We start from the raw sequence: 26,242 nt of genomic DNA, 5'->3' as shown, positions 1-26,242 counted from the left end.
GGAAATGCGGGCCGGTCACGCTTGTGAACAGAATCGGCTCCCGTCGGTCATACTCGTGAACCGGCGGCGTGCATTTGCGCGATCGACGGACAGAGATGTGAATTCCGGGCGGACGCGCGGGCGGCGCGGACAGGGGTTGCGCCCGGCGAGACGGCCTCGCGAGACTGCACGCCTGCGTTCACGGTTGGGGGACTCATGCGGACGTTGCTCGTCACCGCGCTGGCCGCGAGCCTGCTGGTGGTCGCACCGGAGGCCGGTGCGGCGGCGATCGCCTGGCGGCCCTGCCCGGACCAGCCCGCGGCCGACTGCGGCACGGTGTCCGTTCCGCTGGACTGGGCCGACCCGCGCGGCCCGCGCACGGACCTGGCCGTGTCCCGGGTCCGCGCCACCGACCCGGCCCGCCGGATCGGCGTGGTGTTCGTGGACGCGGGCGGTCCCGGCGGGTCCGGCGCGGAGTTCGCCCGCGCCCCCTACTTGAGCGCCGAGGTGCGGGCCAGGTTCGACGTCGTGGGCTTCGACCAGCTCGGCACGAACGGCAGCTCGGCCATCCGCTGCTCGGCCGACCTGATGGCGGGCAACCCCGGCGACGACCCGGCGGACGAGGCCGCGTTCGCCGCGCTGGCCGCGCACAACCGCGCGGTGCGCGACGAGTGCCGCGCCCGCCACCCGGTGTTCGACCACGTGGACACGGCCCGTTCGGCGCGGGACCTCGACGCGGTGCGCAGGGCGTTGGGCGAGCGGCGGATCAGCTTCTACGGCATCTCCTACGGCACGCTGCTCGGCCAGCAGTACGCGGAGCTGTTCGGCCCGCGGGTGCGCTCGATGGTGCTGGACGGCGTGATCGACCACAGCGCCGACCTGCCCCGGTTGCTGCTGGACCGGGCGCGGGCCGTGGAGGAGGCGTTCGGCGTGTTCGTCGCGTGGTGCGCCGAGAACGCCACGTGCGCGTTGCACGGCCAGGACGTCCACGCGGCCTGGGAACGGGCGCTGGACCGGGCCGACGAGATCGGCTGGGGCCGGGCCGGGCTGATCCAGGGCGCGTTCTCCGACCTCCGGGACGGGGCGTGGGAGGGCCTGGCGTCGCTCATCGCGGACGTCGGCGGCCCGCGGATGTCGTTCGAGCCGAACTACGACTCCCTGCGCTACGCCGTGGTGTGCCAGGACTTCGCGCTGCGGTTCGCGGACTTCGCCGAGTACCGGGCGTTGCGGGAGGCCGAACTGCGCGCGGCGCCCACGCTGCGCGGCACGTTCCTCGGCCACCAGGAAGCGGCCACGTGCGTCGGGTTCACCGACCGCCCGACCAACCCGCCGCACCGCCTCGACGTCGACCGGGCGCCGCCGCTTCTCCTGCTGACCAGCCGCTACGACGTGGCCACGCCGTACCGGTGGGCGCAGGCCGTGCACCGGCAGGCGAGAGGCTCGCACCTGGTCACGTTCGACGGCCCGGGCCACGGCGTCTACCACGCCAACGCGTGCACCCGGGCCGCCGCGGACTCCTACCTGCTCGCCACCGCGCCCGCGCGCGACGTGACCTGCTGACCGGCTCCGCAGAACTCGGCGAACACCGCCTGCAGCGCCGCGTCCTGGGCCGGGATCGAGGTCAGGTTCGTGGTGACGACGACGGAGAGCTGCCGCCCGGCGTCGGGGGAGTGCATCGTCCACGTGTGGTAGCCGGGCACGGAGCCGTTGAAGCCCCAGATCTCCGGCGCGGCGCAGCCCGGCGGCAGCGGGATCCGCATCAGGCCGAGCCCGAACTCCAGCCCCGGGATCCCGCTCGGCACGGTCTCGCGCATCTCGGCCGCCTGCGCCGCCGGCACGAGCCCGCCGGCGAGCAGGGCGCGGAAGAGCCGGTTCAGGTCGTCGACCGTGGACACCAGGTTGCCCGAGCCCCAGAACCGGGACATCTCGTAGTCGGTGACGTCGGTCGGCGCGGCGCCGGGGCCGTGCAGCCACTCGTAGCCGCGCGCGGCCGGCCGGTCGACGTGGGGGTGGCGGTAGGGGAGGTAGCTGTCCCGCATGCCCGCCCGGTCCAGCACGCGCCGTTGCAACTCGGCGTGCAGCGACCGGCCGGTGACCTCCTCCACGAGCTTGCCCAGCACCGCGTAGTTGGTGTTGGAGTACTCCACGCCCTGGCCGGGCGGGAAGGACAACGGCTTGCCCGCGGTCCCCTTCCGGATCGTCTCGTCCGGTGACTGGTGCTGCCACCGGGTCGTGTCGATCTCCGGCAGACCGGCCCACCGCTCGGTGAACGGGATGCCGCTGGTGTGCTGGAGCAGGTGGCGCACGGTGATCGGTTCGGTGTAGGGCAGCAGGCCGGGCAGTCGGTCCTGGATCCGGTCGTCGAGCCCGACCCGACCTTCGCCGACCAGCTGCAGCACGGCGGTGGCGACCACGGTCTTGGTGACGCTGCCCGCCCTGAACTGCCCGCGCGGCCTGGGCGCGCCGCGGTCGGCGAGGTTGCCGACTCCACTGTGGCCGTACCACTGCCCGCCCTCGTCGAGGACGCCGGCGAGGGCGCCGGGCGAACCGACGGCGACCGCGCCGTCCAGCGCCGCTTGGAGCCCGGCCCGCGACGGCACGGCCGCGGCAGGGGTGACCACCGCAGCGGTGACCAGGACCGCGCCGGTGGCGAGGGTGGCCGCCCGGCGTAGAACACGATTCATGGGAGATCCCCCAGGATCCGTCAGTGTCGTGAACGAACCCTGAGCACCCTAGGGAATTCCGGTCCGGCAACCGGTTGTCGCGCTATATGTTCTCTATATCCGATCGGCAGAGCTAGGCGTCGCCTCGCATCGAACGGCGGATTTCTTCGAGCTTGTCGATACCGGCCTGCCGCCGCGCCTCGAACCGGTCCTCGACCGCCTTGGCCTCCGGGGTGGCCTCGGCGAGTTCCTCCGCGCCGATGCCGGTGGCGACGCGGTTCTCGATCCGGTCCCGCACGTGCTCGAAGGTGGGCACGCCGTCCTCGGTGTAGTCGGCGGGCGGCACCACTACCGGGGCCGCCTCGTGCTCCACGATCTCGGCGTCGATCACCGGTTCCTGGTCTCCGCTCATCGTCCCCACTCCGTTCACCGTGCCGACCACCGAGGCTACCTCGCGAGGACGGCCCGGGCCTCTTCCCGGCACAGCTCGCTCCACCGGGCGAGGTTCGCGGCCGCGTGCCGGCGCACGTGCCGGGGCAGGGACTCGTCCGACACCACCACCCGCACGGCCACCGCCGCCTTCTCCCGGACGTCCGGCGACAACCCGACCGCCGCTTCCGCGCACCGCACTCGTGCCACCGGCGTGACCCCGTCGTCGCGTGCCATGGCGACCAGCTCCAGTGCCGCTTCGACGGGTTCCAGCAGCCCGATCGCCATCAAGGCTCTCCGGCGCAGCAGCGGGTTCGGCGTTTCGGACAGTCCGCGCAAGGTCGTCATCGCCGCCCGTCTCGCCGCGGGTGCTTCCTCGATCAGCGTGTGCGCCGACTTGATCCGCACGGTCGTCGGCACGGTCTCGTCGGCCATGAGCGACCGCAGCACCTCGGTGGCGCGTTCTCGTCCTGTGGTCCCGAGTTGCGCCAGTCGGTAGCCGGCCAGCCGCCGCAGCGCCGGCTGTGCTGCCGGATCGGTCGCGATCGCGTGCCAGACCCGGGCGGCGGCCGCGCGGTCGTCCACGTCGAAGGGGATCAGCTCGACGGCCGCTTGCAGCCGGATCGCGTGGGGCAGCCCGGTGTCGTCCCGCATGGCGCGCACGGGATCGAGGCCGTCGTGCAGCCGCAACGCGTACCGGAACTCCAGCCGGTCCCGGTCCGACGTGCGCGGGTCGCGGATCACCGAGCGCAGGAACTCCGCCACGGGTTCCGGCAGCCGCGTGGTGATCTCGACGACGAGGCGAGCCGCCCGCACGCGTTCCCGGGTCGAGAGCGCGACGTCGGCCACCGTGCTCAGCGCCTCGTCCAGCACCCGACGCCAGGATGCGGGCGTCAACCGGGCCAACGCCTCCCGCGCGCGCGGCGACGCCATGGCCTCCAACGCCTGGACGGCCTCCGGCACCAACCCGGTCGACAACCCGGCCAACGCCACCGCCGCCGCGACCCGCTCCCGGGGCGACGTCTCGGGCGCGGTGAGCGCGTCGCGCACCTCGGCCTCAGCCTCGGCGGCCAGCGGCAGGTCGTCCCAGAAGTCGGCGACGGGCACGCGTTCGGCCACGGGCAGCGAACGGTCGGCGAGCAGCACGCGTTCCAGCGCGGTCCGCTCCTTCCTGGGCAGTCGGGTCAACAGGCGCTGCGCCCCGTCTCCGACCCTGGACCGCCGGATGAGCGACTCGACGAGGTGGGTGACCTCTTCACCTGCTGACGGCTTGATCAGTACCAGCCACTTCGCGGCCGAGGCGCGTTCGTCCACAGTCGCGGCCGGGTCGTCGCCGCACCTGCGCAGGAAAGCGAGAACGGGTGGGGTGAACCGGCGATCGAGCGTGGTGAGCCAGCATGCGACGGACTGCCGTCGAGAGGACGTCTCCTCGTCCGAAGAGATCACGTCCAGGTGGAACGCCACCACCCTCTCCGTCGTTTCGGCCGCGCATTCGACCAGTGTCAGGTACGCGTCACGGCGCCAGCCGACACCTAGGAACCCGTCGTCCGCCCGGCGCCTGATCACGTCCAAGGCCAGGGTCCGATCGGTCGGCACCAGGTCGTGCACCACGGCCGCGGCGACTTTGCGCACGTGCCCGTCGGCATCGCGGTCCCCTGTCGTCGCCTGGAGTCGGGGCAGGATCTCGAACCCGGCGCGGACGAGCTTCGGGGCGGTCTCTCGCGCCAGCAGCATCTCGGCGACGATGCGCGCCTGATCGTCAGGGGCGACCCGGCCCAGCATGACGGCGGCGTCGTCACGAACCTTTCCCTCGACGGGACCGCCGAAGACGACGGACCGAAGGGAGGTCACGACGTCGTCCTCAGGGCCGAAGCCAAGCCGGTCGAGGGCCTGCACCACGCGCAGGACGCCGGCCGCGGAGCGGGTTTCCCGGGACAGCACCTCCCTCAGCGCGCCGGCCAGCGCGGTCCGGTGGCGAAGACCGAGCTCCACGCATAGCGTGGCCGCGTAGGGGAAGTCGAACTCCGCGACGGTGGTCGAGCGCACCAGGTCGCACAGGCCCTCGGCAACGGCGGAGTGGAACGGTCGGCCGAGCCGGGTCAAGCCCGTGACAGCGGAGAACCGGGCCCGATAGCCGTACCGCGCGGAGGTCAGCACGGACAGCAGCGCTCGCGCGATCCGGTGGTGGTCCTCGTCCGATGTCGCATACGTCTGGGCGCCGTCGAAGAGGCCGGTCGCTTGGTCGTCCACGGACCGGGCGGCGTCGAGCAAGGCGTCCAGCGCCTCGTCGCGGCACGTCGTGTCGAGGTCGAGCAGGGCGCGCCACGCCCGCAGCGCCACCCCTCTGTCGGACCGCGTCCGGGTGAGTGCGAGCAGGGCGACCTTGGTCTCGTCGTGGAACTGCGGTCCCGCTCGCACGAGCCGTTCGGCGGTGGCGCACCGGTCTTGCGGCGCCAGGCTCGGATCGGCGAGTCGTTCCCGCAGCCGCGCCACCGCCTTCGCCCGGTGTGGTTCGCCGAGGTCCGCGAGGTGCGACAGCGCGATGGCGCGGTCCAGACCGGTGCAGTCGGGGTCGTCGGCCACCCGCCACAGCTCGCCCGCGGCCTCCGGGCGGTGCTCCGGGTCGAGATCGGCCAGTTCCTTGGCGGCCCACAGGGCGTGGTTCGGCGTCGCGCGGCCGTCCGCGATCACCCGCCGCAGGTGCGTGACCGCGGTCCCGGCGGCCTCCGGCCCGAACTCGCCCAGCCCGGCGGCGCACTGCGTCCGGAAAGCGGGTTCGAGACCGGGTTCGTCCAGCATCGCCGCCAGGTGGCCGGCCGCGGCGCTGCGGTGCTGTGGTCCGAGTTCGCCGAGCGTCCGAGCCATCCGCGCCCGGTCGCCCGGTGAACGGCGTCGATCGGTGATCAGCGCGGTCAGCGCTGCCGCGGCCTCGGCGGCCGGGTCCGGGCCGAGTGAGGCCAGACCCAGTGCGGCGTCACGGCGTCCGGTCACGCTGTCGGCCGGGTCGCGCAGCACGGACCGGAACACCTCGGCGCCGTGCTCGTAGAACTCCGCGTCGATCTCGATCAAACCCGTCGCGGCTTCCACCAGGTCGTCCGCCGGGGTCTCGTCGCCGGTCGTCAACCCGGTCAGCGCCGCGACCGCGAACGCCCGGTCGTCCGGCCCGAACGCGGCCAGCACGACCGCCGCCGTGCGACATGCGTAACCGGACGCCAACGGGTTGGCCAGCACCGCCCGCAGGCCGCGCGCGGACGCCTCGCGCTCGCCCGAGCCGCACTCGGCCAACGCCTCACCGGCCGCCAGGCGCTCGGACACCGCCGCCGACGGGTCGTCCACCAACGCGGTCAGGTAGCCGATCGCTTCGGCCTCGTGCCCGCCGCGCAGCCGGGTCGCCAGCGCGGACGCCGCCTCGGTCCGGGAGTCGGCGGGCGCGGTGGCGGTGCGCATGAGCGCGACCAGCCAGTCCGCCAGGCCGGGGTGGTGGGTGGCACGGCCGGCCTGGGCGAGGATGTCGGAGCCGGGGTGCTGGGTGGTCATCGCCCAGCCCCACACCGTGCCCAGGAACGCGTCCACCACCGCCCGGCTCGCCGGCACCCGCTTGGCGAGCAGGCGGGCCGCCAGCAGGTGGTTCTCGGCGTCGGCGTCGTGCAGCCACCGGACCAGCGGGTCGGCCTCGGTCGGCCGCAGGCGGGTGTAGTGCAGGAGCACCGAACGGGCGAACCGGCCGCGTTCCTTCGGCCTGGCCGCGTGGACGGTCCGCACGAACCCGTCGTGCTCGGGCGTGAACCGCTCGGGGAACTCGCGGGCCAACGAGGTCGCGGCCAGGTGCTCGGCGAAGCTGTGGTGCAGGAACCGCAGGTCGTCGCCCCGGATCACCAACGGGCCCACCGAGACCAGGAACGTCGTGAGCACCTCGGGCCAGTCGAGGGGCAGCGAGGTCGGCGGCACGTGGTCGACCACCCACGACCGGGCCGCGGACACCAGCGAGGTGTCGGTCTCCGAACGCGTGCGCCCGAGGTGTTCCAGCAGGTCCTCGCGGAAGGGCTCGAACGGGCCGGTCGACGTGCGCGCCGACCGCAGGAACGCCAGGTACGCCTCGTACAGCTCGTACTGGTTGTCGGGCAGCGGTCGGTCGCCCTGCCGGGCGAACACGATCGCGGCGATGGTCGCCAGCAGCGGCACGCGGACCAGCTCGTCCAGGTGCGCCTCGCGGATCTGGCGCAGGAACCGGTCCGCGGTCTCGTCGCCCTCCTCGGCGAACCAGTTGTGCGCGAACGACCGCAGCGCCTCGCCGTCGAACGGCAGCAGCTCGTAGCGCGCCGCCCCGATCCGGTGCAGCGGAGCCAACGCCGCACCCTCCACCGGCCGCGTGGTCACCACGATCCGGTACGGCCCACCGGACGCCCACGCCGCCAGCACCGACGCCAGCCGGTCCCGGTCCGCCGCCACCGCGACCTCGTCCAACGCGTCCACCAGCAGCAGCCACCGCCGGCCCGCCACCCGGTCGCCCAGCACGTCCGCCGTGATCGGACCGCGTAACAGCGCCCCGTACTCGGCCTGCGCGCTGTCCGCCAACGCCCGCGAGAACGGCAGGTCCAGCCGTGCCGCCAACTCCCGGGCGGTCAGCCGCAGCGGCACCACCGGCTCGCTCATCGGCACACCACCGGGCTCGCCGCACCACCCGGCCGCCAGGTCCGCCGCCAACCGCAGCGACAACGTCGACTTGCCCTGACCCGCGCCACCCGTGATCAGCAGGTGCTCGTCACCGTCCAGCGCCTCCGCCACGCCCCGCGCCGGAGGCCGCACGGCCACCCGGGGCGTCGGCGGACGGGGCACCTCGACGAGCCGACCGTGGCCGTCCAGGATCGGGGTGGGCCGGGACGCCTCGGCGTGCGCCTCCTCCGCGCCGGTGCTCAAGTCCTGCCGCACGTACACCGTCGCCAACGACGGCCGCCGCGCACCGGGAAGCCGGTACGGCAGCTCGTGCGCAGCCCTCACCTGGGCCCGCATCAGGGACAGCACGCCGACGGGCAGCTCGTCCGGCGCCGCGGCCGGGGGCGCGCCCAGGTGGATGTGGACGTCGCCCGCGATCACCCCGGCCTGCACGCTCGGCCCGAGGACGTTCCCGCCTACCTGGTTGGAGGTCACCGGCCGGTCGTCCTGTCGCACCCCGCAGCTCCCCGTCCGACGTGCCGAAGCGAGTGTCCGACCACGTTACCGGACCCGTTCGGGACGGCTCGCGCCTCGATCGACCGGCCTGTTCGACTCCGTGCGTTCTTGTCCGATCGTGTCAGTGACAACGGTTTGGTCCAGACCATAATCTGGTCGGACGCCGCCGCTGTCCGTCCCTGTCACGCAGAGGAGTTCCGCTCGTGAGGACAGCACGCACGATCACCGCCATGGCCGCCGCGGCCGTCACGTCCGCCGCGCTGATCACCACCCCCGCCAGCGCCGGACCGGTCACCGACTGGGACCGCATGCTCGCCCAGCAGCCGCTGGTGCGCACCGCCGACACGATCCAGGCGGAGGTGCGGCGCGGCGGGCACGCCGGCTTCGCCGGGCTGATCCTGGAAGACGACCACGTCGCGCTGTGGTGGAAGGGCGACGTGCCCGCCGCCGTGCGCGACGCCGCGTCCCGGGGCGAGGCGCCGGTGACCTTCCAGGCCGCCCGCCACTCCGAGGCCGAACTGCGCGAGGCCGCCAAGGTCGTGCGGGCGCAGCGCGGACCCGGCGTGCACGCGATCAAGCTACCCGCCGACGGCAGCGGCCTCGTCCTGGGCGCGACGTCGGAGTTCGCGACCCGCGCCGTGGACGTCGACGTGCCGGTGCGGACCGTGGTCGAGGAGCCGCTGGCGCCGGTGTCCCGGCAGAACGACGCCCCGCCGTGGAAGGGCGGTGCGACCATCGTGCTCGGCAACGCCGCGTGCACGTCCGGGTTCTCCGTCCGCAACGGCGACAACGCGCGGTTCCTGCTCACCGCGGGCCACTGCGGCAACCCCGGCGTGCGCGTCACCGACCCCACCGGCGAGTACATCGGCACGGCGGGGGCGAAGCACGGCGACCACGACATCATGCTGGTCCCCACCGGCAACGTGGTGAACCAGCAGTACGTCGGCGGTGGCGACAGCAACTCCACCGAGGTCGTCCGCGGCTGGGGCGACGTCTACACCGGCGAGTACCTGTGCCAGTCCGGCGTCACCAGCGCGCGCGTGACCGGCGCGCCCGTGTGCAACATCAAGGTGCTGTTCTTCTACGCCGACCGCGAGGACCTGGTGGAGGGCGAGCAGATGAACGGCCAGCCGTCCGCGCGGGCCGGCGACAGCGGCGGACCCGTGTACGGCCCCTCGTCGTCGGGCGGCGTCATCGCCAAGGGCACCGTGACGAGGGCGGCGGGCGCGCGGATCGGCTTCCAGGACTTCCGCACCGCGAGCCGCGACTTCGGCGTCTACATCCCGCTCTGACCGATCGCCTCGCGGTCGACCCCGACCTCCGCCGGGGTCGACTGTGGACGGCGAGCCGGTGCGTAACCTGGGGCCCGTGAGGGAATCGGTGCCGCGGACGATCGTCACGCCCCTGCCGGCGGTTCCCGTCACCGTCCGCCGGTTCCTGGCCGACACCGGCCGGTGGCTGGTGTCGGCGAGCCCGTTCCTGGTCGACCTCGACGGGCCGACGTCGGTGATCGGGGCCGTGGCCACCGCGCTGGTGGTCCCGCTCGCCAGGCGGCTGCCGCTCGTGGCGCTGGTGGTCGCGACGGTGGCGGCGGCGGTCGAGTGGCGGTACCTGGCCGCCGTGGCGGTGACGGGTTACCTGGCCGGGCGCGGGCTGCCCGCCGGGCGGGCGGCCGTGGCGGTGTTCCCCGTCGTGGCCGTGCTCGGCTCGGCGGTGGTGCTGTCCCTGTCGGCCGACGTGTACACCTGGTTGGTCAGGGTCGGCGGGCTGGTCGTGTTCGGCGTGTTCCCCTGGCTGGTCGGCCGCTACCGGCGGCAGCAGGTGCGGCTGGTCGAGTCGGGCTGGGAGCGGGCGGCGCGGTTGGCGGAGCGGCAGCGATTCGTGGCCGAGCAGGCGCGGTTGCGCGAACGGGCGCGCATCGCGCACGACATGCACGACTCGTTGGGCCACCAGCTCAGCCTGGCCGCGCTCACGGCGGGTTCGCTGGAGGTCGCCGCCGACCTGGACGAGCGGCACCGGGCCACGGCCACCGCGGTGCGCGAGAGCATCGCGGTGGCCGCCGAGCAGCTGCGCGACATCATCGACCTGCTGCGCGACGAGGACGACCCGGCGTCGACGACCCCCGGCGGCGAGCGCATCGGCGACCTGGTGGCGCGTGCCGCGGCGGCGGGCGTCGCCGTCGACCTGGCCGTGGACGGTGACGTCGAGGACCTGGAGCCCCTGCGGTACCGGGCCGCGTACCGGACCGTGCAGGAGGCGATCACGAACGCGACCAAGCACGCGCCGGGCGCCGAGGTGTCCGTGCGGCTGCACGGGTCGGACGACGAGACCCGCGTCGTGGTGACCAACGGCCCGCCCGCCGGGCCCGTGCCGCCCGCGCCCGCACGTGGTGGCCGCGGTCTGCCCGGCCTGCGGGAACGGGTCAGGCTCGCCGGCGGCACGTTGCGCGCCGGTCCGCACGGGGGCGGCTACCGAGTGGTGGTGCGGCTTCCCGGGGCACAGCGCGCGCTCGACGCCTCGCCGGACGAGGACTCCACCGTGACCGCCGAGTTCGACCGCGCGCGGGACGGCGTCCGCAGGCGACTGGTGGCGGCGGTGCTCACGCCCGTGGCGCTCGGTGCGGGTCTGGTGGTCGTCCTGATGGGCGTCTACGCCTACGACACGTTCAACTCGGTGCTGTGGCCGGACTCGTTCCAGCGACTGGTGTTGGGCGCCGCGCGGTCGACCACCGCGGACGTGATCCCGGATCGGCAGGTGCCCGAACGCGGCTTCGGTCCCGAACCGCCACGACCACCGGGCTCCACCTGCGAGTACTACCGGTCGGACGCGGGGTTCGTCCCGGAGGCGTTCGACGTGTACCGCCTGTGCTTCCGCGACGACCTGTTGGTGGGCAAGGACGTGCTCGTGCGCACGGGGGAGAGGGAGGGCGAGTGAGCGCTGGAGGGCGGTCCGAGGTGATCAGGATCGTGCTGGTCGACGACGAGGCGCTGATCCGGGCCGGTGTCCGCGCCATCCTGGACGGCGACCCGGGCGTGGAGGTGGTCGGCGAGGCGAGCGACGGCCGGGAAGCGGTCGAGGTGGTCCGCGCGCGGCGGCCGGACGTCGTGCTGATGGACATCCGGATGCCCGGGTCGGACGGGATCTCGGCCACCCGCGAGATCGCGGCGGTCGCGCCCGACACCGGTGTGCTGGTGCTGACCACGTTCTCCGACGACCACTACATCGCCCAGGCGCTCGAAGCGGGCGCGAGCGGCTTCCTGCTCAAGACCGGCCACCCGGGTGAGCTGCGGGCCGCGGTGCGCGCGGTGCGAGCGGGCGGGGCCTACCTGTCCCCGAGCGTGACCAAACGCGTGATCAGCGCCTTCAGCACCACCCGCCCGGGTTCACGCGCCACCAGGGCCGCCGAAGCCAGGAACCGCATCGCGGGGCTGACCCAACGCGAGCGGGCCGTGCTGGGCCTCATCGGCGCGGGCCTGTCCAACGCCGAGATCGCCGCGCGGCTGCACGTGGTGGAGGGCACGGTCAAGGCCTACGCGAGCACCCTGTTCAGGCACCTCGGCGTCCGCAACCGCGTCGAGGTCGCGATCATCGCCCACCACGCCGACCTGGTGGACGAGTCGCCTTAGGAGGACTCCGACCGGCCGGGCGAGGCAGCCGCGACCGGCCGGGACGACGGCGGTGGTGAGGTACCCTCACGTGCGGGAGGCGGTTGTGGACAGGGGTTTCGACGCGCTGATCGCCGAGGCCGAGGCGGTCGACGTCACCGGCTGGGACTTCTCCTGGCTGCACGGCCGGGCCACCGAGGAGCGCCCGCCCTGGGGTTACCAGAAGCTGATGGGCGAACGGGTCGGCCGCGCGTCGATGAGCCTGGACGTCCAGACCGGCGGCGGCGAGGTGCTGGCCGGGGTGCCGCAGCGCGCGGCCAAGGCCATGGTCGCGACCGAGTCCTGGCCGCCCAACATCGCGCGGGCGCAGGAGAACCTGCGGGACAAGGGAGTCGTCGTGGTCGCCGACGAGGACCGGCCGCCGCTGCCGTTCGCCGACGGCACGTTCGACCTGGTCACCAGCCGACACCCGGTGACGGTCCACTGGGGCGAGATCGCCCGCGTCCTGACGCCCGGCGGCACGTACTTCTCCCAGCAGGTCGGCCCGGACAGCGGCCACGAGGTCTACGACTTCTTCCTGGGCCCGCAGCCGTTGGGGCGCGGCGACCGCGAGCCGGAACTGGCGAGGGCCGCGGCGGAGGAGGCCGGCCTGGAGGTGGTCGACCTGCGGACCGCCGAACTGGTGATGGAGTTCTTCGACGTCGGCGCGATGGTCTACTTCCTGCGCAAGGTCATCTGGTTCGTCCCCGACTTCACCGTCGAGAAGTACCGCGACCGCCTGGAGGCGCTGCACGAGCGGATCCGGACCGACGGCCCGTTCGTCGCGCGCTCACGCCGGTTCCTGATCGAGGCGCGCAAGCCGGTGCGCTAGCCGGTGCTCCGTCCATTGTGGACAGACCGCTGCCGCCCGCCGGCGGGACAGCGACCGGGTGCGATGGCGACCCGTGGTCGCCCGATGGCTCTATGTTGGAACGCGTGGCTGTGGAAGATCTCTCCGCACGGGCCGGAGACGGGCAGGACGGCGAACCCCGGACGGCCACCGGTCGCCGCCGGGGGCAGTGGCGCGACGCGGGCGACCTGCTGGTGGACCGGCGTTTCCGGCGCTTCTTCCTGGGCTACGCCACCTCGCTGATCGGCTCCTCGATGGCGCCGGTGGCCATGACGTTCGCCGTGCTGGACAGCGGGGCGTCGGCGACCGACCTCGGCTTGGTGTTCGCGTCGGGCGTCGTGTCGACGATCGTGTTCCTGGTCGCGGGCGGCGTGCTGGCGGACCGGGTGCCGCGCCGGGCGGTCATGGTGGGTGCCGACCTCGTGTCCGCCACCGCGCAGTTCGTGTTCGCGGCGCTGGTCTTCACCGGCACGGCCCAGCTGTGGTCGATGGCCCTGCTGGCCGCCGTGCGCGGCGGGGCGGCCGCGTTCTACCAGCCCGCGCTCGCCGCCATGCCCGCCGATCTCGTGACCGGGGACCAGCTCCAGCGCGCCAACTCGTTCCTGGGCCTGGCCAAGTCGGTCCCGGACGTGGCCGGTCCGGCCGTCGCGGGCCTGCTGGTGGCGGTGGGCGGCTCGGGGGTCGTGCTGGTGATCGACGGGGCGAGCTACCTGGTGAGCGCGTTGTTCCTGGCCGGCGTGCGGGTGGCGCCGCGCACCGGCGTCGCGCGCCGGCGGCTGCTCACCGACCTGCGCGAGGGCTGGACGGAGTTCCGCTCCCGCCGCTGGCTGTGGGTCGGCGTGCTGCAGTTGGCGCTGTGGAACCTGTTCGTGGTGTCCCCGTTCCTGGTGCTGGGGCCCGTGATCGCGCGCGGCGACCTCGGCGGCGCGTCGGCCTGGGGTGCGATCGCCGCGGCGCAAGGTGCGGGAGCCGTCCTGGCGAGCGTGCTCCTGCTGCGCCTGCACGTCCGCCGCACCCTCCTGGTCATCGCGTTCGTCCAGCTGGCCTGGGTCGGCCTGCTGGTCCCGCTCGCCCTGCGCGCCCCGCTGCCGCTGGTCGTGGCCGCCGCGTTCGCCGTCGGCTTCAGCGCGAGCGCGTTCAACGCGTTGTGGCGCACCACGGAACAGCGGCTGGTGCCGCAAGGGGTGTTGTCGCGGGTCAGCGCTTACGAGCTGCTCGGTGCGTACGCGCTCGGTCCCGTAGGCCTCGCCCTGGTGGGCCCGGTGTCCGAGGTCGTGGGCACGGGCGCCCTGCTGCTCGCCGCCGCGGGCTGGCAGGTCTTCAGCAGCGCGGCGATCCTCCTGCTGCCGGAGGTGCGGTCGATCCGCCTGGAGAGGGAGTCCTGATCCGGACCGGCCCTGTGCCGCGGTGGTCGCACCCGCTCTGAACGCGCGGTGCCCAGGCCAGTCCGCGACCTGATCAGTCGGTCCGAAGACCTGGACTTTCGGGGCGACCGGGCCCACGCCGGCAGGCGGCGGCGCCGGGTGACAAGTGGCCCGGCCGTTAGACTCCCGCCATGGCCACCACCCGTGACCCGGCCTCCGGCGCCGTGGGCAACGCCGGCGTCACCATCGCGCGGATCGCCGAGTTGGCGGGTGTGTCGGCGGCGACGGTGTCCAAGGTGGTCAACGGGCACGTCGAGGTCGCCGCGGACACCCGCGCCCTGGTGGAGGGCCTGCTCCGCGAGCAGGGCTACCGGCGGCAGAAGAAGGTCAGCAAGGCGCCGCTGGTCGAGGTGCTGTTCCACGAGCTGGCCGGCACGTACCCCGTCGAGGTGGTCAAGGGCGTCGACCGCGTCGCCGCCGAACACGGGCTGACGATCTCCCTGAGCCAGCTCCAGGGCAGGCACGTCCCCGACCGGAGCTGGGTCGACAGCGTGCTGGCCCGGCGGCCGACCGGCGTCGTCGCCGTCTTCTCCGGCCCCGCGCCCGCGCAGCACGAGCAGCTGCGCAGCCGCGACATCCCGGTGGTGCTGGTCGACCCGACCGGCGAACCCGCGCACGGCGTGCCGTCGGTGGGCGCGGACAACTGGAGCGGCGGCCTGGCGGCGACCCGGCACCTGCTGGAGCTGGGGCACCGGCGCATCGCGGTGATCACCGGCGCCACCCGGATGCTGTCGGGTCGGGCGAGGCTCGACGGCTACCGCGCGGCCATGGACTCCGCCGGCGTGCCGGTGGACCCGGAGCTGGTCCGCGAGGGCCACTTCCAGATCGAGGACGGCCTCGAGCACACCCGGCAGCTGCTGCGCCTGCCCGATCCGCCGACCGCGGTGGTCACCGGCAACGACGGCGAGGCGCACGGGGTCTACCAGGCCGTCTACGAGGCGGGCCTGCGCATCCCCGACGACCTGAGCGTGGTGGGCTTCGACGACCTGCCGCCCGCCCAGTGGATGATCCCCGCGCTGACCACCATCCGGCAGCCCCTGGGCGACATGGCCGCCACCGCCACCGGCATGCTGATCGACCTGGCGCAGGGCAGGCCGCTGCCGCAGCACCGGCTGGTCCTCGCCACCGAGCTCGTCGTCCGCGCCAGCACCGCCGCCCCTCGCCGGTGATCCCGCCGTCCTCCATGTGCACGTTCACAACGCTGTTCCGCCTCACCGCGCTCTGAGCATCGGTGAACGCTCACATTCTCACCCTGTCGCCGCGTTGACGCGGGCACGACAGCGGCGCTACATTGCCCGAAACTTCAGTTGAGTGAACCGAAACATTCACTCCAGCGAGGAGCGCCGAGCACCACGCCGGGACAACGCAGTCCAGGAGCAGCACATGTCGTCTTCGACGGAAGCGCACATCCACCGCGGGCCGCGCCACCAGTCGCGGTTCCCCTGACGCGCGCCTCGACGGCACAGCGGTGTCGGAACAGGCCCTTCGGGACCTCGGCTGCGGGAGAACCCGGTGAACCGACGACAGGTCACGCTGGCCGACGTGGCCAAGGCGGCCGGCGTCTCGGTCACGACGGTCTCGCTCGTGCTGTCCGGTCGAGGTCGTGACCTGCGCATCTCCGCGGAGGCCGAGCTGCGCGTGCGGCAGGCCGCGAACGCCGTGGGCTACCGCCGCAAGAGGTCGTCCGTCGGACCCCGCACCGACTGGACCCACACGATCGGGTTCATCTCCGACGCGGTGGCCACGTCCGAGCTGGCCGGGGACATGATCCGGGGCGCCTTCGACGCGGCACGCGAGCACGGCGCGCTGCTGATCGTCGGCGAGACCGACGGCGACCGGACGGCGGAGCAGGGCCTGATCGGGGCGATGCTCGACCGCAAGGTCGATGGGATCGTGTACGCGTCGACGCAGACCAGGCAGGTCTGCGTGCCCGACCGGATCGAGGCCGGTCGCGCCGTGCTGCTCAACGTCCTGCCCGACCGGCCGTCCCCGTTGTCCGTCGTCGTGCCCGACGAGGTCGAAGCGGGCCGGACCGCCGCACGCGCGCTGCTCGACGCCGGGCACCGCGACGGCATCCACCTCGTCGGCACGGGCGTCGACCCGGACGGCGTGCCACCCGGCTCGGTCACCGCGGCCGAGCGCCTCACCGGCATCCGCGAGGTGCTCGACGCGGCGGGCGTGGAGATCGCCGGCGCGTGGCCGTGCCGGTCGTGGCTGCCGGAGCACGGCTTCGCCGCCACCGGGGACCTGCTGGCAAGCGCACGTCCCGGCGCCCTGATCTGCTTCGACGACCGGCTCGCGTTCGGGGCCTACCAAGCCCTGGCCGACGCCGGTCTCGCCGTGCCGGCCGACGTCTCCGTCGTCTCCTTCGACGACCACCCCCTCGCCGGCTGGCTGCGCCCCACGCTGACCACCGTCGCCCTGCCGCGCTACGAGCTGGGCGCGAAGGCCGTCGAGGTCCTCCTCACCGAACGCCGCTCACAGCTGCCCGGCGTCCACCGCGTCCCCATGCCCAGGCGCGACCGCTCGTCCATCGCGTCACCCCGCCCGGCGGACGGGTGATCGGATCGGGGTGACCGGCCGGGTTCCCGGGATCGGCCTGAGTCCACGACTTCCACCCGCCACTGGTTCGGCTCGCGTTGAGAGACGCGTTCCGCCGAGTCGGCCGTGAGGTCGCGCACGGCCGCCGTGTGTCCACATCGGACACACATTGGCACGCCGACCGCCGGGCCGATCGGCAGTGCGGAGCACGACGCGCTCACCGAGTCGGCACCGCGCGCGGAAGTGGGCGAATCCGAGGCACCCCCGCGGTTTCCGGCAGGGTGGCTACGGCGTCGCGGTGACGCCGGGCGCGGGCTGGACCGGGACGTACGGCCGGGTGTCGAAGTCGATGACCACCGGCTGCGGTTCGGACGCCACGTCGGCCTGGACCCGGTGCATGGTGCCGTCCTGGTCGACCCAGTAGCGGACGTTGCCCGCGGTGTCGGGCTTGGCGCGGGCGCTCGGTCCGGACATGACGTCCACTTGGTGCTCGCCCACTCGGTCCTGACCAACCCAGGCCGCGCCGTTCTGCGGCAGCAGCGCGGCGTTGTCCGGCCGGTCGCTGCCGAGGTTGAGCGCGATGAGCAGCGAGCTGTCCAACGAGCTGCCGGACGTCTGCAGCGGACGGCGGTGCCAGCCCGACCCGGGCGGCGAGGCCGGCGCCTCCGCCGGGGCGTTCGCCATCGGGTGGACGAACACCGCGGTGGGGTTCCACTGGATGAGCCCGTCGCTGGACGTGTCGCGCCCGGCGCCGCGCACCACGCCGTAACCGAGCTTCGCCCGGTAGTCGATGGAGCCGGTGATGACCAGCCCGCCGGCGGTGGTCGGCACGGTGATCGTCACCGCGCGGCCTCCCGCCTCGAAGTTGCGGAACCGCGCGATCGCCAGCCGGTTCACCTCGTCCGAGGTCAACGCACGCGGACCGGTCGGCTCGGAACCCGGATCGACGATCAGGAACGCGGTCACCCCGGCCGCCACCACCGCCACGACGCCGATGACGACGACCGACCAACGCGGCCGCGACCACCGCGGAAGGCGTTGCTGGGCTCGCATGCTCCGCACGCGGCGGAACACTAACAGTGCGTTGCTCCACCACGACGATTCACCCGAACGTATGGCGTAGGGGGAGACGGGATTCTGGTTGGCTGTGCACGGTGCATGACGACTTACACAGAGGGACGAGGACGCGCCGGCGAACCCGGACGCGTGGGGGCGGACTGGCGCGGGTGGGACTCGCCGGCCTGCTGCTGGCGAGCAGCGGCATCACGGGGGCGACCACCGGGACGGCTGCCGCGTCGCCGGCGGACGGCACGCTGACCGTCCAGGTGTTGAGGGACTTCTTCGGCACCGGTGTGATCAACACGACGATGGACGTGCCGCAGCAAGGCATGGCCGTCGTCGTCTCCGACCGCGAGGGCCACCGCGTCGACGGTGTCACGGACGCGACCGGCAAGGTCGTGGTGCCGCCGTCCGACGTGCTGAGCGGCGGCCACTACCGCGTCGACGTCACCGTTCCCGAGCCCTACCGGGAGTACCTGAGGGCGGCCCCGGCCTCGACGGCGACCAACCACTTCGACAGCTTCACCACGTTCGTGGACGTGTCGGGCGGCAAGGACGACTCGGTGATCACCGGCGTCTGGAACCCCGCCCACTTCACCCTGCCGGACACCCGGTACTTCGTGCCGATCCAGGCCAGTGCCAACGGCCAGGACACCAGGGCCCTGGTGGCGTTCGGGCGGGACGCCCGCGGCACGTGCCCCGAGGACGTCGGCTGCCCGACCACGCTGGCCACCCAAGCCCAGGTGGGCACGACGTACGGACTCGCCTACGACAAGGACCGGCGTCGGCTGTTCCAGGGCGCGTTCGCCCGGCGGCACGCCGCGTACGGGCCGGAGGGCGGCGACGCGATCTACACCGTGCCGGTCGACGGCGGCGGCGCGCCGACCCTGTTCGCGAAGGTGCCGGGCGCCGCGCTGACGCCCCACGACACCGGGAACATGATCAAGGACGGTGGGTTCACCGACGTGCCCGGCAAGGAGGGCATCGGCGGCCTGGCCCTGTCGGAGGACGGCTCCACGCTGTACGCGGTGAACCTGCTGACCCGCAGCCTGGTCGGCTTCGACGCCACCGGGGCCACCGCCTCGGCGCCCGCGGCCACGGTGCCGATCCCGGACCCGGGCTGCGCGGCGCCCGGCGACTGGCGCCCGTTCAGCGTCGCCGCGCACGACGCCACCCTGTACGTCGGTGGCGTGTGCAGCGCGCAGAGCACGCAGAACCGCGCGGACCTGAAGGCCGTCGTCTACACCTACGACGGCACGGGGTTCACCGCGGTGCTGACCCAGCCGCTCGGCTTCAAGCGCGGCGAGGTCCTCAGCGGCCGGTCGGCTCCCGGCCAGACCGACCGCTGGAACCCGTGGCGCAGCGACCTGGCGACGTGGGACGAGCACGACGTGGGCGGTGGCGGCACGATGATCGACCCGCAGCCGCAGTTGGCGAGCCTGGCGTTCGCGCGTGACGGGTCGATGATCCTCGGCTTCCGCGACCGGTTCATGGACGTGGTGGGCTGGGACGCGCTGGACCCGCGTCCGGGCCGGACCACCACGGAACGCGGCTTCGCCGGTGGCGACATCAACATGGCCTGCGTCAACCCCGCCGGCGGGTACTCCTGGGAGGGCACCGGGACCTGCCCGAACCACGCGACCGGCGACAACACCGCCGGCCAGGCGGGCGACGTGGTCGAGTACTTCCCGGGCGACTACTTCCGACGCCCCGCGGCGCACCAGGAGTCCGCGCTGGGCTCGGTCGCCTACATCCCGCAGCAGCAATGGGTCATCAGCACGCAGATGGACCCGACGGTCAACGTCGCTACGGCCGGGACCGGCTACTACGACGTCACGACCGGTGAAGGGCCCGGCAACAGCCCTACGGACAACGCCTACGAGTTCGTCGGTCGAAACCCGAGTCACGGGTTCGGCAAGGCCGGAGGGCTCGGCGCCATCGCCTACCAGGCGGCGAACGCGCCGATCCAGATCGGCAACCTGGTGTGGTTCGACGGCGACCGCAACGGCGTCCAGGACCCGGCGGACGTGCGGCTGCCGGACGCGACGATCAACCTGCTCGACGCCGACGGCAGGCAGGTCGCCACGACGAGGACCGACGCGGCCGGCGAGTACTACTTCGGCGGTGTCGGCGCGGCCTACGAGCTCACGCCTGGCGCGGAGTACACGGTGCAGTTCAACGTGTGCACCGCGGACACCGACACGGTCCCCGGACAGCCGCCCGCCACCGACCTGCGGTTCACCACCGGGCTGACCGGTGACGACCGGGTGCACGACTCCAACGTGGTGCCGCCGACCACCGGGCAGCTGTGCAACGGCTACGCGCCCGTCACGGCGCCGGCCAACCCCGGAGAAGTCGACCACACCATCGACGCGGGCGTGCACATCCCCCAGCCCGATCCGACCACGACGCCGCCGACGACCACCGTGCCGCCGACGACCCCGGCCCCGACCACGACCACCCCGCCCGGGGGTTCGCTGGCCGACACCGGTGTCTCCGCCGGCCTGCCGTGGGTGGTCCTCATCGGTGTCCTGGTCCTCGGCACGGGCGCGGCGCTCGCGTTCCTGAGCCGCAAACGCCGGACCAGGCAGGAGTGACCGGGTCCGCCCGCCCGCGGATCCTCGCGGGCGGGCGGACCACTCGCCGCCGGGTGCACGGGCTCAGCCGAAGACGCGCAGCTCGTAGATGCGGGTGGCGATCTCGCCGGTGTTCGTGGGAACGCCGACGTCGAGCCGGACGTGGCGACCCGACACCCCGCTGACGCGGTGGACCGTGGTAGCCGCGCCGTTGTTCGTCACGTCGACCACCTTCCGCCACGTCGTGCCGTCGTCGGACACCGAGAGGCCGAACGCCTTGGTGTTGAGACCGGCGTCCTCACCGCCCGCCTGGGCGTGCGCGACCTCGAACCGGGAGATCGACCGGGTGGCGCCGAGGTCCACGCCCAGCCACGCGCCGGACACCGACGAGCAGAACTTGTCGCTGTTCCCGCCCGTCACGGTGCCGTTGACCGCCTTCTCCGGCCCTTCGCCCGGCGCGCACGGGGTCGAGCCGGTGGCCGGGCGACCTCGCGCGAGGTTGACCTCCCCGCCCACGGCCGGGCCGACCACGACGTTGTCGAAGTCGGCCGCCGCGTTGAACACCCGCACGCCGTTGCCGCCGGAGGCGAACGTCGCGTCCGTGACGCTGATCTTCGGCGTGGCCAGGTCGTCGACGTACACCTTGATCGACGTGCCGACCGCGGTGACCCGCAGGCGGTGGGTGGAGCCGACGCTCACCGCCAGCGGCGCGGCGCCCAGCGGGGTCCACGAGTTGTCGGCCCGGCCCAGCACGACCCGCCCGGCGGGGGAGATGCCCGCGTAGTAGCCGGCGTAGCCGTCGACGCCGACCGCCGGCCTGCTCGCCCGGAACACCAGCCCGGCGTCACCACCGCCGGACGTGATCGTCACGTCGGTGTCCTGGGTGAAGTCGCCGAAGTTCGTGTCCAGCAACGCCTTGCCGCCGGCGGAGCCGGCCGCCCGCAACCGTCCACCCGGGACGGTCCACGAGCCGCCGTAGGTCTTCCAGCCGTAGGAGTTGTCGTCGGCGAAGTTGTCCTGGACCTTCATCGTCACGCGCCGGATCGTGCCGTCGGCGTTGAAGTGCATGCGGTCGTAGGCGAGCTGGCGGTGGTTGCCGTCGGTCTCGCTCAGCGGTCGGCGGTGGTAGACGATGTACCAGATGTCGGTGCCGGGCACGTTCACCACCGAGTTGTGGCCCGAGCCGCGCGCGACCGCGGGATCCTGGGCGAGCACCTTGTCCAGCCTGGTGAACGGGCCGGTGGGCGAGTCGGCGATCGCGTAGGACACCGAGTAGTCCGGACCGGTCCACCCGCCTTCGGACCACATCAGGTAGTACTTCCCGGCTCGCTTGAACATCTGCGGACCCTCGACGTAACCCGCCGGCGTGATCTCCTTGTAGGTGCTGCCGTCGGCGAACGTGCCGAGGCTGACCATGTCGGGGTTGAGCTTCACGACGTTGGCGTGACCCCAACCCCCGTAGTACAGGTAGGCCTGACCGTCGTCGTCGATGAAGACGTCCTGGTCGATGGGCTGCGCTCCGTGGTGGAACTTCCCGATCAGCGGCCGGCCGATCGCGTCGCGGTAGGGACCCGCCGGGTGGTCGGCGACGGCCACCCCGATGCCGCCCAGCGCCGAGTCGCCCTGGATGTCGTTGGCGGCGAAGTACAGGTAGTACCGGCCGTTGCGGGTGATCGGCGCCGGCGCCCACAGCGCGTACTCGGCCCAGGAGACGTCGGCGGTGGTCAGCACGTTGCGGTGCTTCGTCCAGCGCACGAGGTCGGTGGAGGAGAACGCGTCGAGGTAGGTCTGCTCGGCGTAGGGCTTCGACGTCGTGGGGTACACCCAGTAGGTGTCGCCGTGGACGATCGTGTCCGGGTCGGCGTACCAGCCGTCGGCGAACGGGTTGCCGGCCACGGCGGTCGGGTGGTCCGGCGCGGGGGCCGCGGCGGCCGCGGGTGCGACCGTGGTGAGGGCGCCTGTGAGCAGCGCGGTCAGGGCGGTGGTGGCGAGCTTGATCGGAAGTGCGGTCATCGTGGCAACTCCGGGTCGCAGGGATGGGGTGAGGCGCCTGGGGCCGCCGTGATCGCGCCCGAGGAGGCAGTCGCGGACCGGCGGTGCAGGGAGGCGGCCGGTGCGCGGGGAGGCGACTGGTGCGCGGGGACGCGGCTGGTGCGCGGGGAGGCCGACCTGCCACCTGGGCACGGGAGCCGGTGGCTAGTCGGCCGCACCCATCACGAGGCCCTCGATCGTGTGCTTCTGCACCAGCGGTTCGAGCCGGTCGACGACCCGGCACCCGAGGTGCGCGCGGACCTCTTCGGGCAACCGCTCGTGGAAGGCGCGGCTGACCACCAGGTCGTTGCGGTCGTTCCCGACGCCCGCCGCGGCCAGGCCGAGGACCAGCACGGGCCGTGCCGTGGCCGACCGGTTGGGCGTGCCGCGGTGGATCGTCAACGCGGAACGGGCGGAGATGTCGCCCCGCCGGGGCATCTTCCGCTGGGCCAGACCCTCGTAGCGCGGGTAGTGCGACTTCGGCGGGAACATCCCGTGCTCGAAGTCGGCGCCGTCGTCCCACTGCGTGCCGGGCGCGATCTCGAACGGCCCCATCTCGGGGGTCGTGTCGACCGTCGTGACGTTGACCGCCAGCGAGGTGAGGCGACGGTCCCGCACGGTCTCGTCGGGGGCGGGGAAGTCCCGGTGCCACGGCTGGGCGACCGCGCCGGGCAGCGGCACGTCGAAACCGGTCTCCACGACCTGGTAGTCCGGTCCCAGCACGGCCCGCGCGAGGCCGACCACCCACGGGTGGGTCACCAGGTCGAGGAACCCCCTGATCCGCTCGGGGTGGATCTCGACGTAGTAGCGGTTCGGCCCGCGCCCGATCGCGCCGTCCGGGCGTTCGAGCGCTTCCCGGAACAACACCTCGACGTCCTCGCGGAGGCGATCGGCCCAGTCGGGCGCGAACGCGCCGCGCAACGCGACGATGCCGTCCGAGTGCAGCTCCCCGACCAGGTCGTCGGGCTCACGGGCGCCGGTCATGACCACCTCTTCCGGGCAGGGCGGAGCGGGTGCGGCGACCGGGGCGCGTTCACCCCCGACCGTTCGCGCGACAGCGGACCACTGCCGAACGTAGCAGCCCCGGCGGCAGTTTCCAACGTTGTAAATTCGGCGGAGCCTCGGTCGCGTGGTTGGATCCGCCCGTGGCGTTGTGGATCGAGGTCGCCGACGGTGTGCTGGTGCGGCGGTACGAGGAGCTCGACCTGTCGGTCGGGCTCGTGGTGGGTGACGAGCGGTGCCTGGTGGTCGACACCGGGGGTGACGCGGGTCAGGGCGCGGAACTGGCTCGGGCGGTCCGCGAGGTGACCCCGTTGCCGTGGCACGTGGTGCTGACGCACTCCCACTTCGACCACAGCTTCGGCACCGAGGTCTTCCGCCCGTGCGAGGTGTGGGCGCACCGGCGGTGCCACGCCGACCTGGTCGCCACCGGGGCGCGGCAGCGCGAGAAGTGGGAGCGGCACTACCGGGAACGGGGCGAGGTCGAGGTCGCGGATCGCATCGCCGCCGTGCGACTGGTGCTGCCGGACCGGCTGGTCGACGCACGCGCCGAAGTCGACCTCGGCGGGCGCCGGGTCGAGTTGGTCCACTTCGGACCGGCGCACTCCGACCACGACCTGGTGGCGCACGTCCCCGACGCCGGAGTGGTGTACGCGGGGGACCTCGTGGAGCACGGCGCACCGCCGCAGTTCGGCGACGCACACCCCCAGGGCTGGCCGGCCGCGCTGGACGGCATCCTGTCGCTCGACGCGCCGATCGTCGTGCCCGGTCACGGCGACCCGGTGGACCGCGACTTCGTCCGGGCCCAGCGCGCGGAGCTGTCCCGGGTCGCCGAGCTGTGCCGGGCGGTGGCGGCCGGGACGATCACCGCCGCGCGGGCCGTGGAGCTCTCGCCCTACCCGGAGCAGTTCACCCTTGCCGCGCTCCAGCGTTGACCACGACCCGCCGCACGCCGTGCACCGAGTGCGGCAGAGCGCGTGGACGCCGACGTGACCATCGTGGGTGGCGGGCTTCTGATCGCGCCGGTCCGGTCGGCCGCGTCACCTGCGACGCGGCCGACCGGACCGCACCCCTCGTGCGGCGATCAGAAGTTCTTCGTGGTCACCACCCAGGGAGCCTTGGCGGCGAGCCCGGACGGGCTGAGGATGTAGGCGCGGGCGGTCTCGTTGTCGTTGAGCACCATGTCCAGGAACTGCACCACCGTCGTCATGCCGTCGGTCAGCTGGCTGCCGGTGATGAACCCGGTGTGCCCGGCCTGCGGGTGGCGGGCCAGCACGGCGGGGACGGTGGCCAGGTCGTAGGTGGCCTGGTTGTTGGCGTAGGCGATGTCGGAGGAGCCGCCGTCCATGAACAGGGCGGGCGTGTGCAGCTTGCCGACCTCGGAGCGCGGGTAGCCGAAGGAGCCGTCGGCGAAGAACCCGCTGTTCAACGACACGACACCGGACACGCGGCGGTCCTGGGCGGCGACCATGGCTTCCAGGCCGCCGCACGAGTGGCCGGCCGTGGCGACCCCGGTCAGGTCGAGCCGTCCGCGCAGTGGCGCTCCGGAGCGGCCCTGCTCCCGCTCGGCCCACGTGATGGCGTCCGTCAGCAGGGAGGGGATGGGCGACCCGCTGGGCACGCCGTTGGGCGAGCCGTCGACCGAGCCGGTGTCCACCACGACGAACCCCTTCGACGCGACGAACGTCAGGATCCGCGTGACCTCGCTGTTGTCCGTGTGCGCGCACGCGCCGTTCCCGAAGGCCAGCACGGGGAGCGGGCGGCCGACCGCCTCGGGGTTCGACGGGCGGAACACCGTGAAGCGGCGGTCGCCGTAGGCGCCTTCCCTGGTGACGGAGAAGTTGTTCTCGATCATGGGTCGGCTCGGCTGAGGCGTCGTGGTTGTGGTCGTAGTCGTAGTCGTAGACGTGGTGGTGGTTGTCGTGGTCGAGCCGGTGCACACGGTGCCGTTGAGGGTGAACGCCGCCGGCGACGTCGGCCGGGAGCCGGACGTGGCGTTGAAGCCGAACGACACCGTCGCGCCGGTGGCGATGCCGCCGTTCCACGCCGCGTTGGCGGCGGTGACCTGCGCGCCGGACTGGGTGTGCGTGCCGTTCCACGACTGCGTGATCCGCTCGTCACCGGGGAACGCCCACGACAGCCGCCACCCGTTCACCGGGTCGCCGAGGTTCGTCACGGCCACGGTGGCGGTGAAGCCACCCGGCCACTGCGAGCCGACCGAGTAGTCGACCCGGCAACCGGTGGCGGCCGACGCGGACTGCGCTCCGATCAAGCCGCCGGTCGTCGCGACGAGCGCCACGGCGGCCACCAGCGCGGCTGACCGCGGCGCACGGGAATCGTTCCTGAGCAAGGCATTGCTCCTTCCACTGCGGGGCGGCGGCTTGGTGTCGTGAGGGTGGGTGCGGGAGGGCCTGTGGTGATCAGGCCCTCCCGCGGCGGGTCAGCCGACCCGGCAGGTGAGGCTGGGCCAGCTCCAGTTGCCGCCGTGCTGGATGGTGAAGCCGAACGTGTTGCCGTTGCCGTTGGGGCGCGCGGTCATGACGTTGGCCGTTTCCCAGGTGGGACTGGTGTTCCAGGTGGCGATGATCCGCTGGGGCGAGCTCACGGTGACCGTGACGACCCAGTTGTCGGTGCCCGAGACGGTGACCTGGCCGTTGAAGCGGTCGCTCCACTTCTGGCCCTCGGAGTAGGTCGCGGTGCAGCCGCCGGGGTTCTGCGGGGTGGTCGTGGTCGGACCGGTCGGGTTGGTCGTCGTGGTCGTGGTGGGGCCGGTCGGGCTCGCGGCGTTGAGGGCGTTGAGGACCGAGGTGTAGGCGGCTTTCTTGTTGCCGGAGCCGTCGAAGAGCAGGGGGGTGCCGGAGGCGCGCCAGGAGTCGGT

17 protein-coding genes and 1 pseudogene are annotated in these 26,242 nt (G+C 73.1%); 10 read left to right on the top strand and 8 right to left on the bottom strand.

All coding sequences use genetic code 11. The annotated features are described in order from the left end of the window. Positions 1-195: 195 nt before the first annotated feature. Positions 196-1,539 carry an alpha/beta hydrolase gene (locus AB0I91_RS32080; RefSeq protein ID WP_499640302.1) on the top strand — a complete coding sequence of 448 codons (1,344 nt, stop codon included), beginning with the start codon at positions 196-198 and terminating at the stop codon, positions 1,537-1,539. Here AB0I91_RS32080 and AB0I91_RS32075 read toward each other — a convergent pair. From AB0I91_RS32075 to AB0I91_RS32065, 3 genes are all read right to left on the bottom strand, one after another. Further along, the gene (locus tag AB0I91_RS32075) at positions 1,497-2,663 is read right to left on the bottom strand and encodes a serine hydrolase domain-containing protein (protein WP_498781867.1); all 1,167 of its coding nucleotides are present in this window, start codon (positions 2,661-2,663) and stop codon (positions 1,497-1,499) included. The two genes, AB0I91_RS32080 and AB0I91_RS32075, sit on opposite strands and share 43 nt — an antisense overlap. 112 nt (positions 2,664-2,775) lie before the next feature. Next, positions 2,776-3,054: a hypothetical protein gene (locus AB0I91_RS32070; protein WP_498781869.1), complete on the bottom strand. Its 279-nt coding sequence runs from the start codon at positions 3,052-3,054 to the stop codon at positions 2,776-2,778. A gap of 35 nt (positions 3,055-3,089) precedes the next feature. Next, positions 3,090-8,240: a hypothetical protein gene (locus AB0I91_RS32065; RefSeq protein ID WP_499640300.1), complete on the bottom strand. Its 5,151-nt coding sequence runs from the start codon at positions 8,238-8,240 to the stop codon at positions 3,090-3,092. A 203-nt stretch (positions 8,241-8,443) separates the two neighbouring features. On the opposite strand from AB0I91_RS32065, the gene AB0I91_RS32060 reads away from it, so the two are divergent. The 7 genes from AB0I91_RS32060 (at position 8,444) to AB0I91_RS32030 (ending at position 16,720) form a co-directional block, all read left to right on the top strand. Beyond that, the gene (locus AB0I91_RS32060; RefSeq protein ID WP_499640298.1) at positions 8,444-9,532 is read left to right on the top strand and encodes a chymotrypsin family serine protease; all 1,089 of its coding nucleotides are present in this window, start codon (positions 8,444-8,446) and stop codon (positions 9,530-9,532) included. A gap of 76 nt (positions 9,533-9,608) precedes the next feature. After that, entirely contained in the window at positions 9,609-11,174 is a 1,566-nt protein-coding gene (locus tag AB0I91_RS32055; RefSeq protein ID WP_499640296.1) for a sensor histidine kinase, read from the top strand. Positions 11,175-11,194: 20 nt separating this feature from the next. Then, positions 11,195-11,866, top strand: coding sequence for a response regulator (locus AB0I91_RS32050; protein WP_499640343.1), 672 nt, complete (start codon positions 11,195-11,197; stop codon positions 11,864-11,866). Positions 11,867-11,951: 85 nt separating this feature from the next. Further along, entirely contained in the window at positions 11,952-12,716 is a 765-nt protein-coding gene (locus AB0I91_RS32045) for a class I SAM-dependent methyltransferase (protein WP_499640294.1), read from the top strand. 104 nt (positions 12,717-12,820) lie between these two features. After that, positions 12,821-14,119 (top strand): MFS transporter, encoded by a 1,299-nt coding sequence (locus AB0I91_RS32040; protein ID WP_498781879.1) that lies wholly within the window; start codon positions 12,821-12,823, stop codon positions 14,117-14,119. Positions 14,120-14,289: 170 nt separating this feature from the next. After that, a complete protein-coding gene (locus tag AB0I91_RS32035; protein ID WP_498781881.1) occupies positions 14,290-15,327 on the top strand; it encodes a LacI family DNA-binding transcriptional regulator in 1,038 nt (345 codons plus the stop codon). A gap of 343 nt (positions 15,328-15,670) precedes the next feature. Beyond that, positions 15,671-16,720, top strand: a complete 1,050-nt coding sequence (locus AB0I91_RS32030; protein ID WP_498781883.1) for a LacI family DNA-binding transcriptional regulator — start codon at positions 15,671-15,673, stop codon at positions 16,718-16,720. Positions 16,721-16,984: 264 nt separating this feature from the next. Here AB0I91_RS32030 and AB0I91_RS32025 read toward each other — a convergent pair whose 3' ends face one another. Next, positions 16,985-17,752, bottom strand: coding sequence for a hypothetical protein (locus AB0I91_RS32025; RefSeq protein ID WP_498781895.1), 768 nt, complete (start codon positions 17,750-17,752; stop codon positions 16,985-16,987). A 173-nt stretch (positions 17,753-17,925) separates the two neighbouring features. Between AB0I91_RS32025 and AB0I91_RS32020 the strand changes: the two genes are divergently transcribed. Continuing rightward, positions 17,926-20,355, top strand: coding sequence for an SdrD B-like domain-containing protein (locus AB0I91_RS32020; protein ID WP_499640292.1), 2,430 nt, complete (start codon positions 17,926-17,928; stop codon positions 20,353-20,355). Positions 20,356-20,418: 63 nt separating this feature from the next. Here AB0I91_RS32020 and AB0I91_RS32015 read toward each other — a convergent pair whose 3' ends face one another. Together AB0I91_RS32015 and AB0I91_RS32010 are read right to left on the bottom strand one after the other, a co-directional pair. Then, positions 20,419-22,347 carry a family 43 glycosylhydrolase gene (locus AB0I91_RS32015; protein ID WP_499640290.1) on the bottom strand — a complete coding sequence of 643 codons (1,929 nt, stop codon included), beginning with the start codon at positions 22,345-22,347 and terminating at the stop codon, positions 20,419-20,421. Positions 22,348-22,530: 183 nt separating this feature from the next. After that, positions 22,531-23,349, bottom strand: coding sequence for a phytanoyl-CoA dioxygenase family protein (locus AB0I91_RS32010; RefSeq protein WP_499613810.1), 819 nt, complete (start codon positions 23,347-23,349; stop codon positions 22,531-22,533). A gap of 161 nt (positions 23,350-23,510) precedes the next feature. On the opposite strand from AB0I91_RS32010, the gene AB0I91_RS32005 reads away from it, so the two are divergent. Beyond that, on the top strand, positions 23,511-24,299 hold the full coding sequence (locus AB0I91_RS32005; RefSeq protein ID WP_499640288.1) for an MBL fold metallo-hydrolase: 789 nt from the start codon (positions 23,511-23,513) through the stop codon (positions 24,297-24,299). 149 nt (positions 24,300-24,448) lie between these two features. Here the strand turns inward: AB0I91_RS32005 and AB0I91_RS32000 are convergent, their stop codons facing one another. Together AB0I91_RS32000 and AB0I91_RS31995 are read right to left on the bottom strand one after the other, a co-directional pair. Continuing rightward, the gene (locus AB0I91_RS32000; protein ID WP_499640286.1) at positions 24,449-25,714 is read right to left on the bottom strand and encodes a cellulose binding domain-containing protein; all 1,266 of its coding nucleotides are present in this window, start codon (positions 25,712-25,714) and stop codon (positions 24,449-24,451) included. Positions 25,715-25,804: 90 nt separating this feature from the next. Next, positions 25,805-26,242: pseudogene (locus AB0I91_RS31995) on the bottom strand (endo-1,4-beta-xylanase); the annotation flags it as partial.

Source organism: Actinosynnema sp. NPDC049800 (genome assembly GCF_040656635.1).
Taxonomy (GTDB): Bacteria; Actinomycetota; Actinomycetes; order Mycobacteriales; family Pseudonocardiaceae; genus Actinosynnema.
The sequence above is the reverse complement of the archived record's forward strand: the minus strand, read 5'-3'. Positions and strand labels throughout refer to the sequence as shown.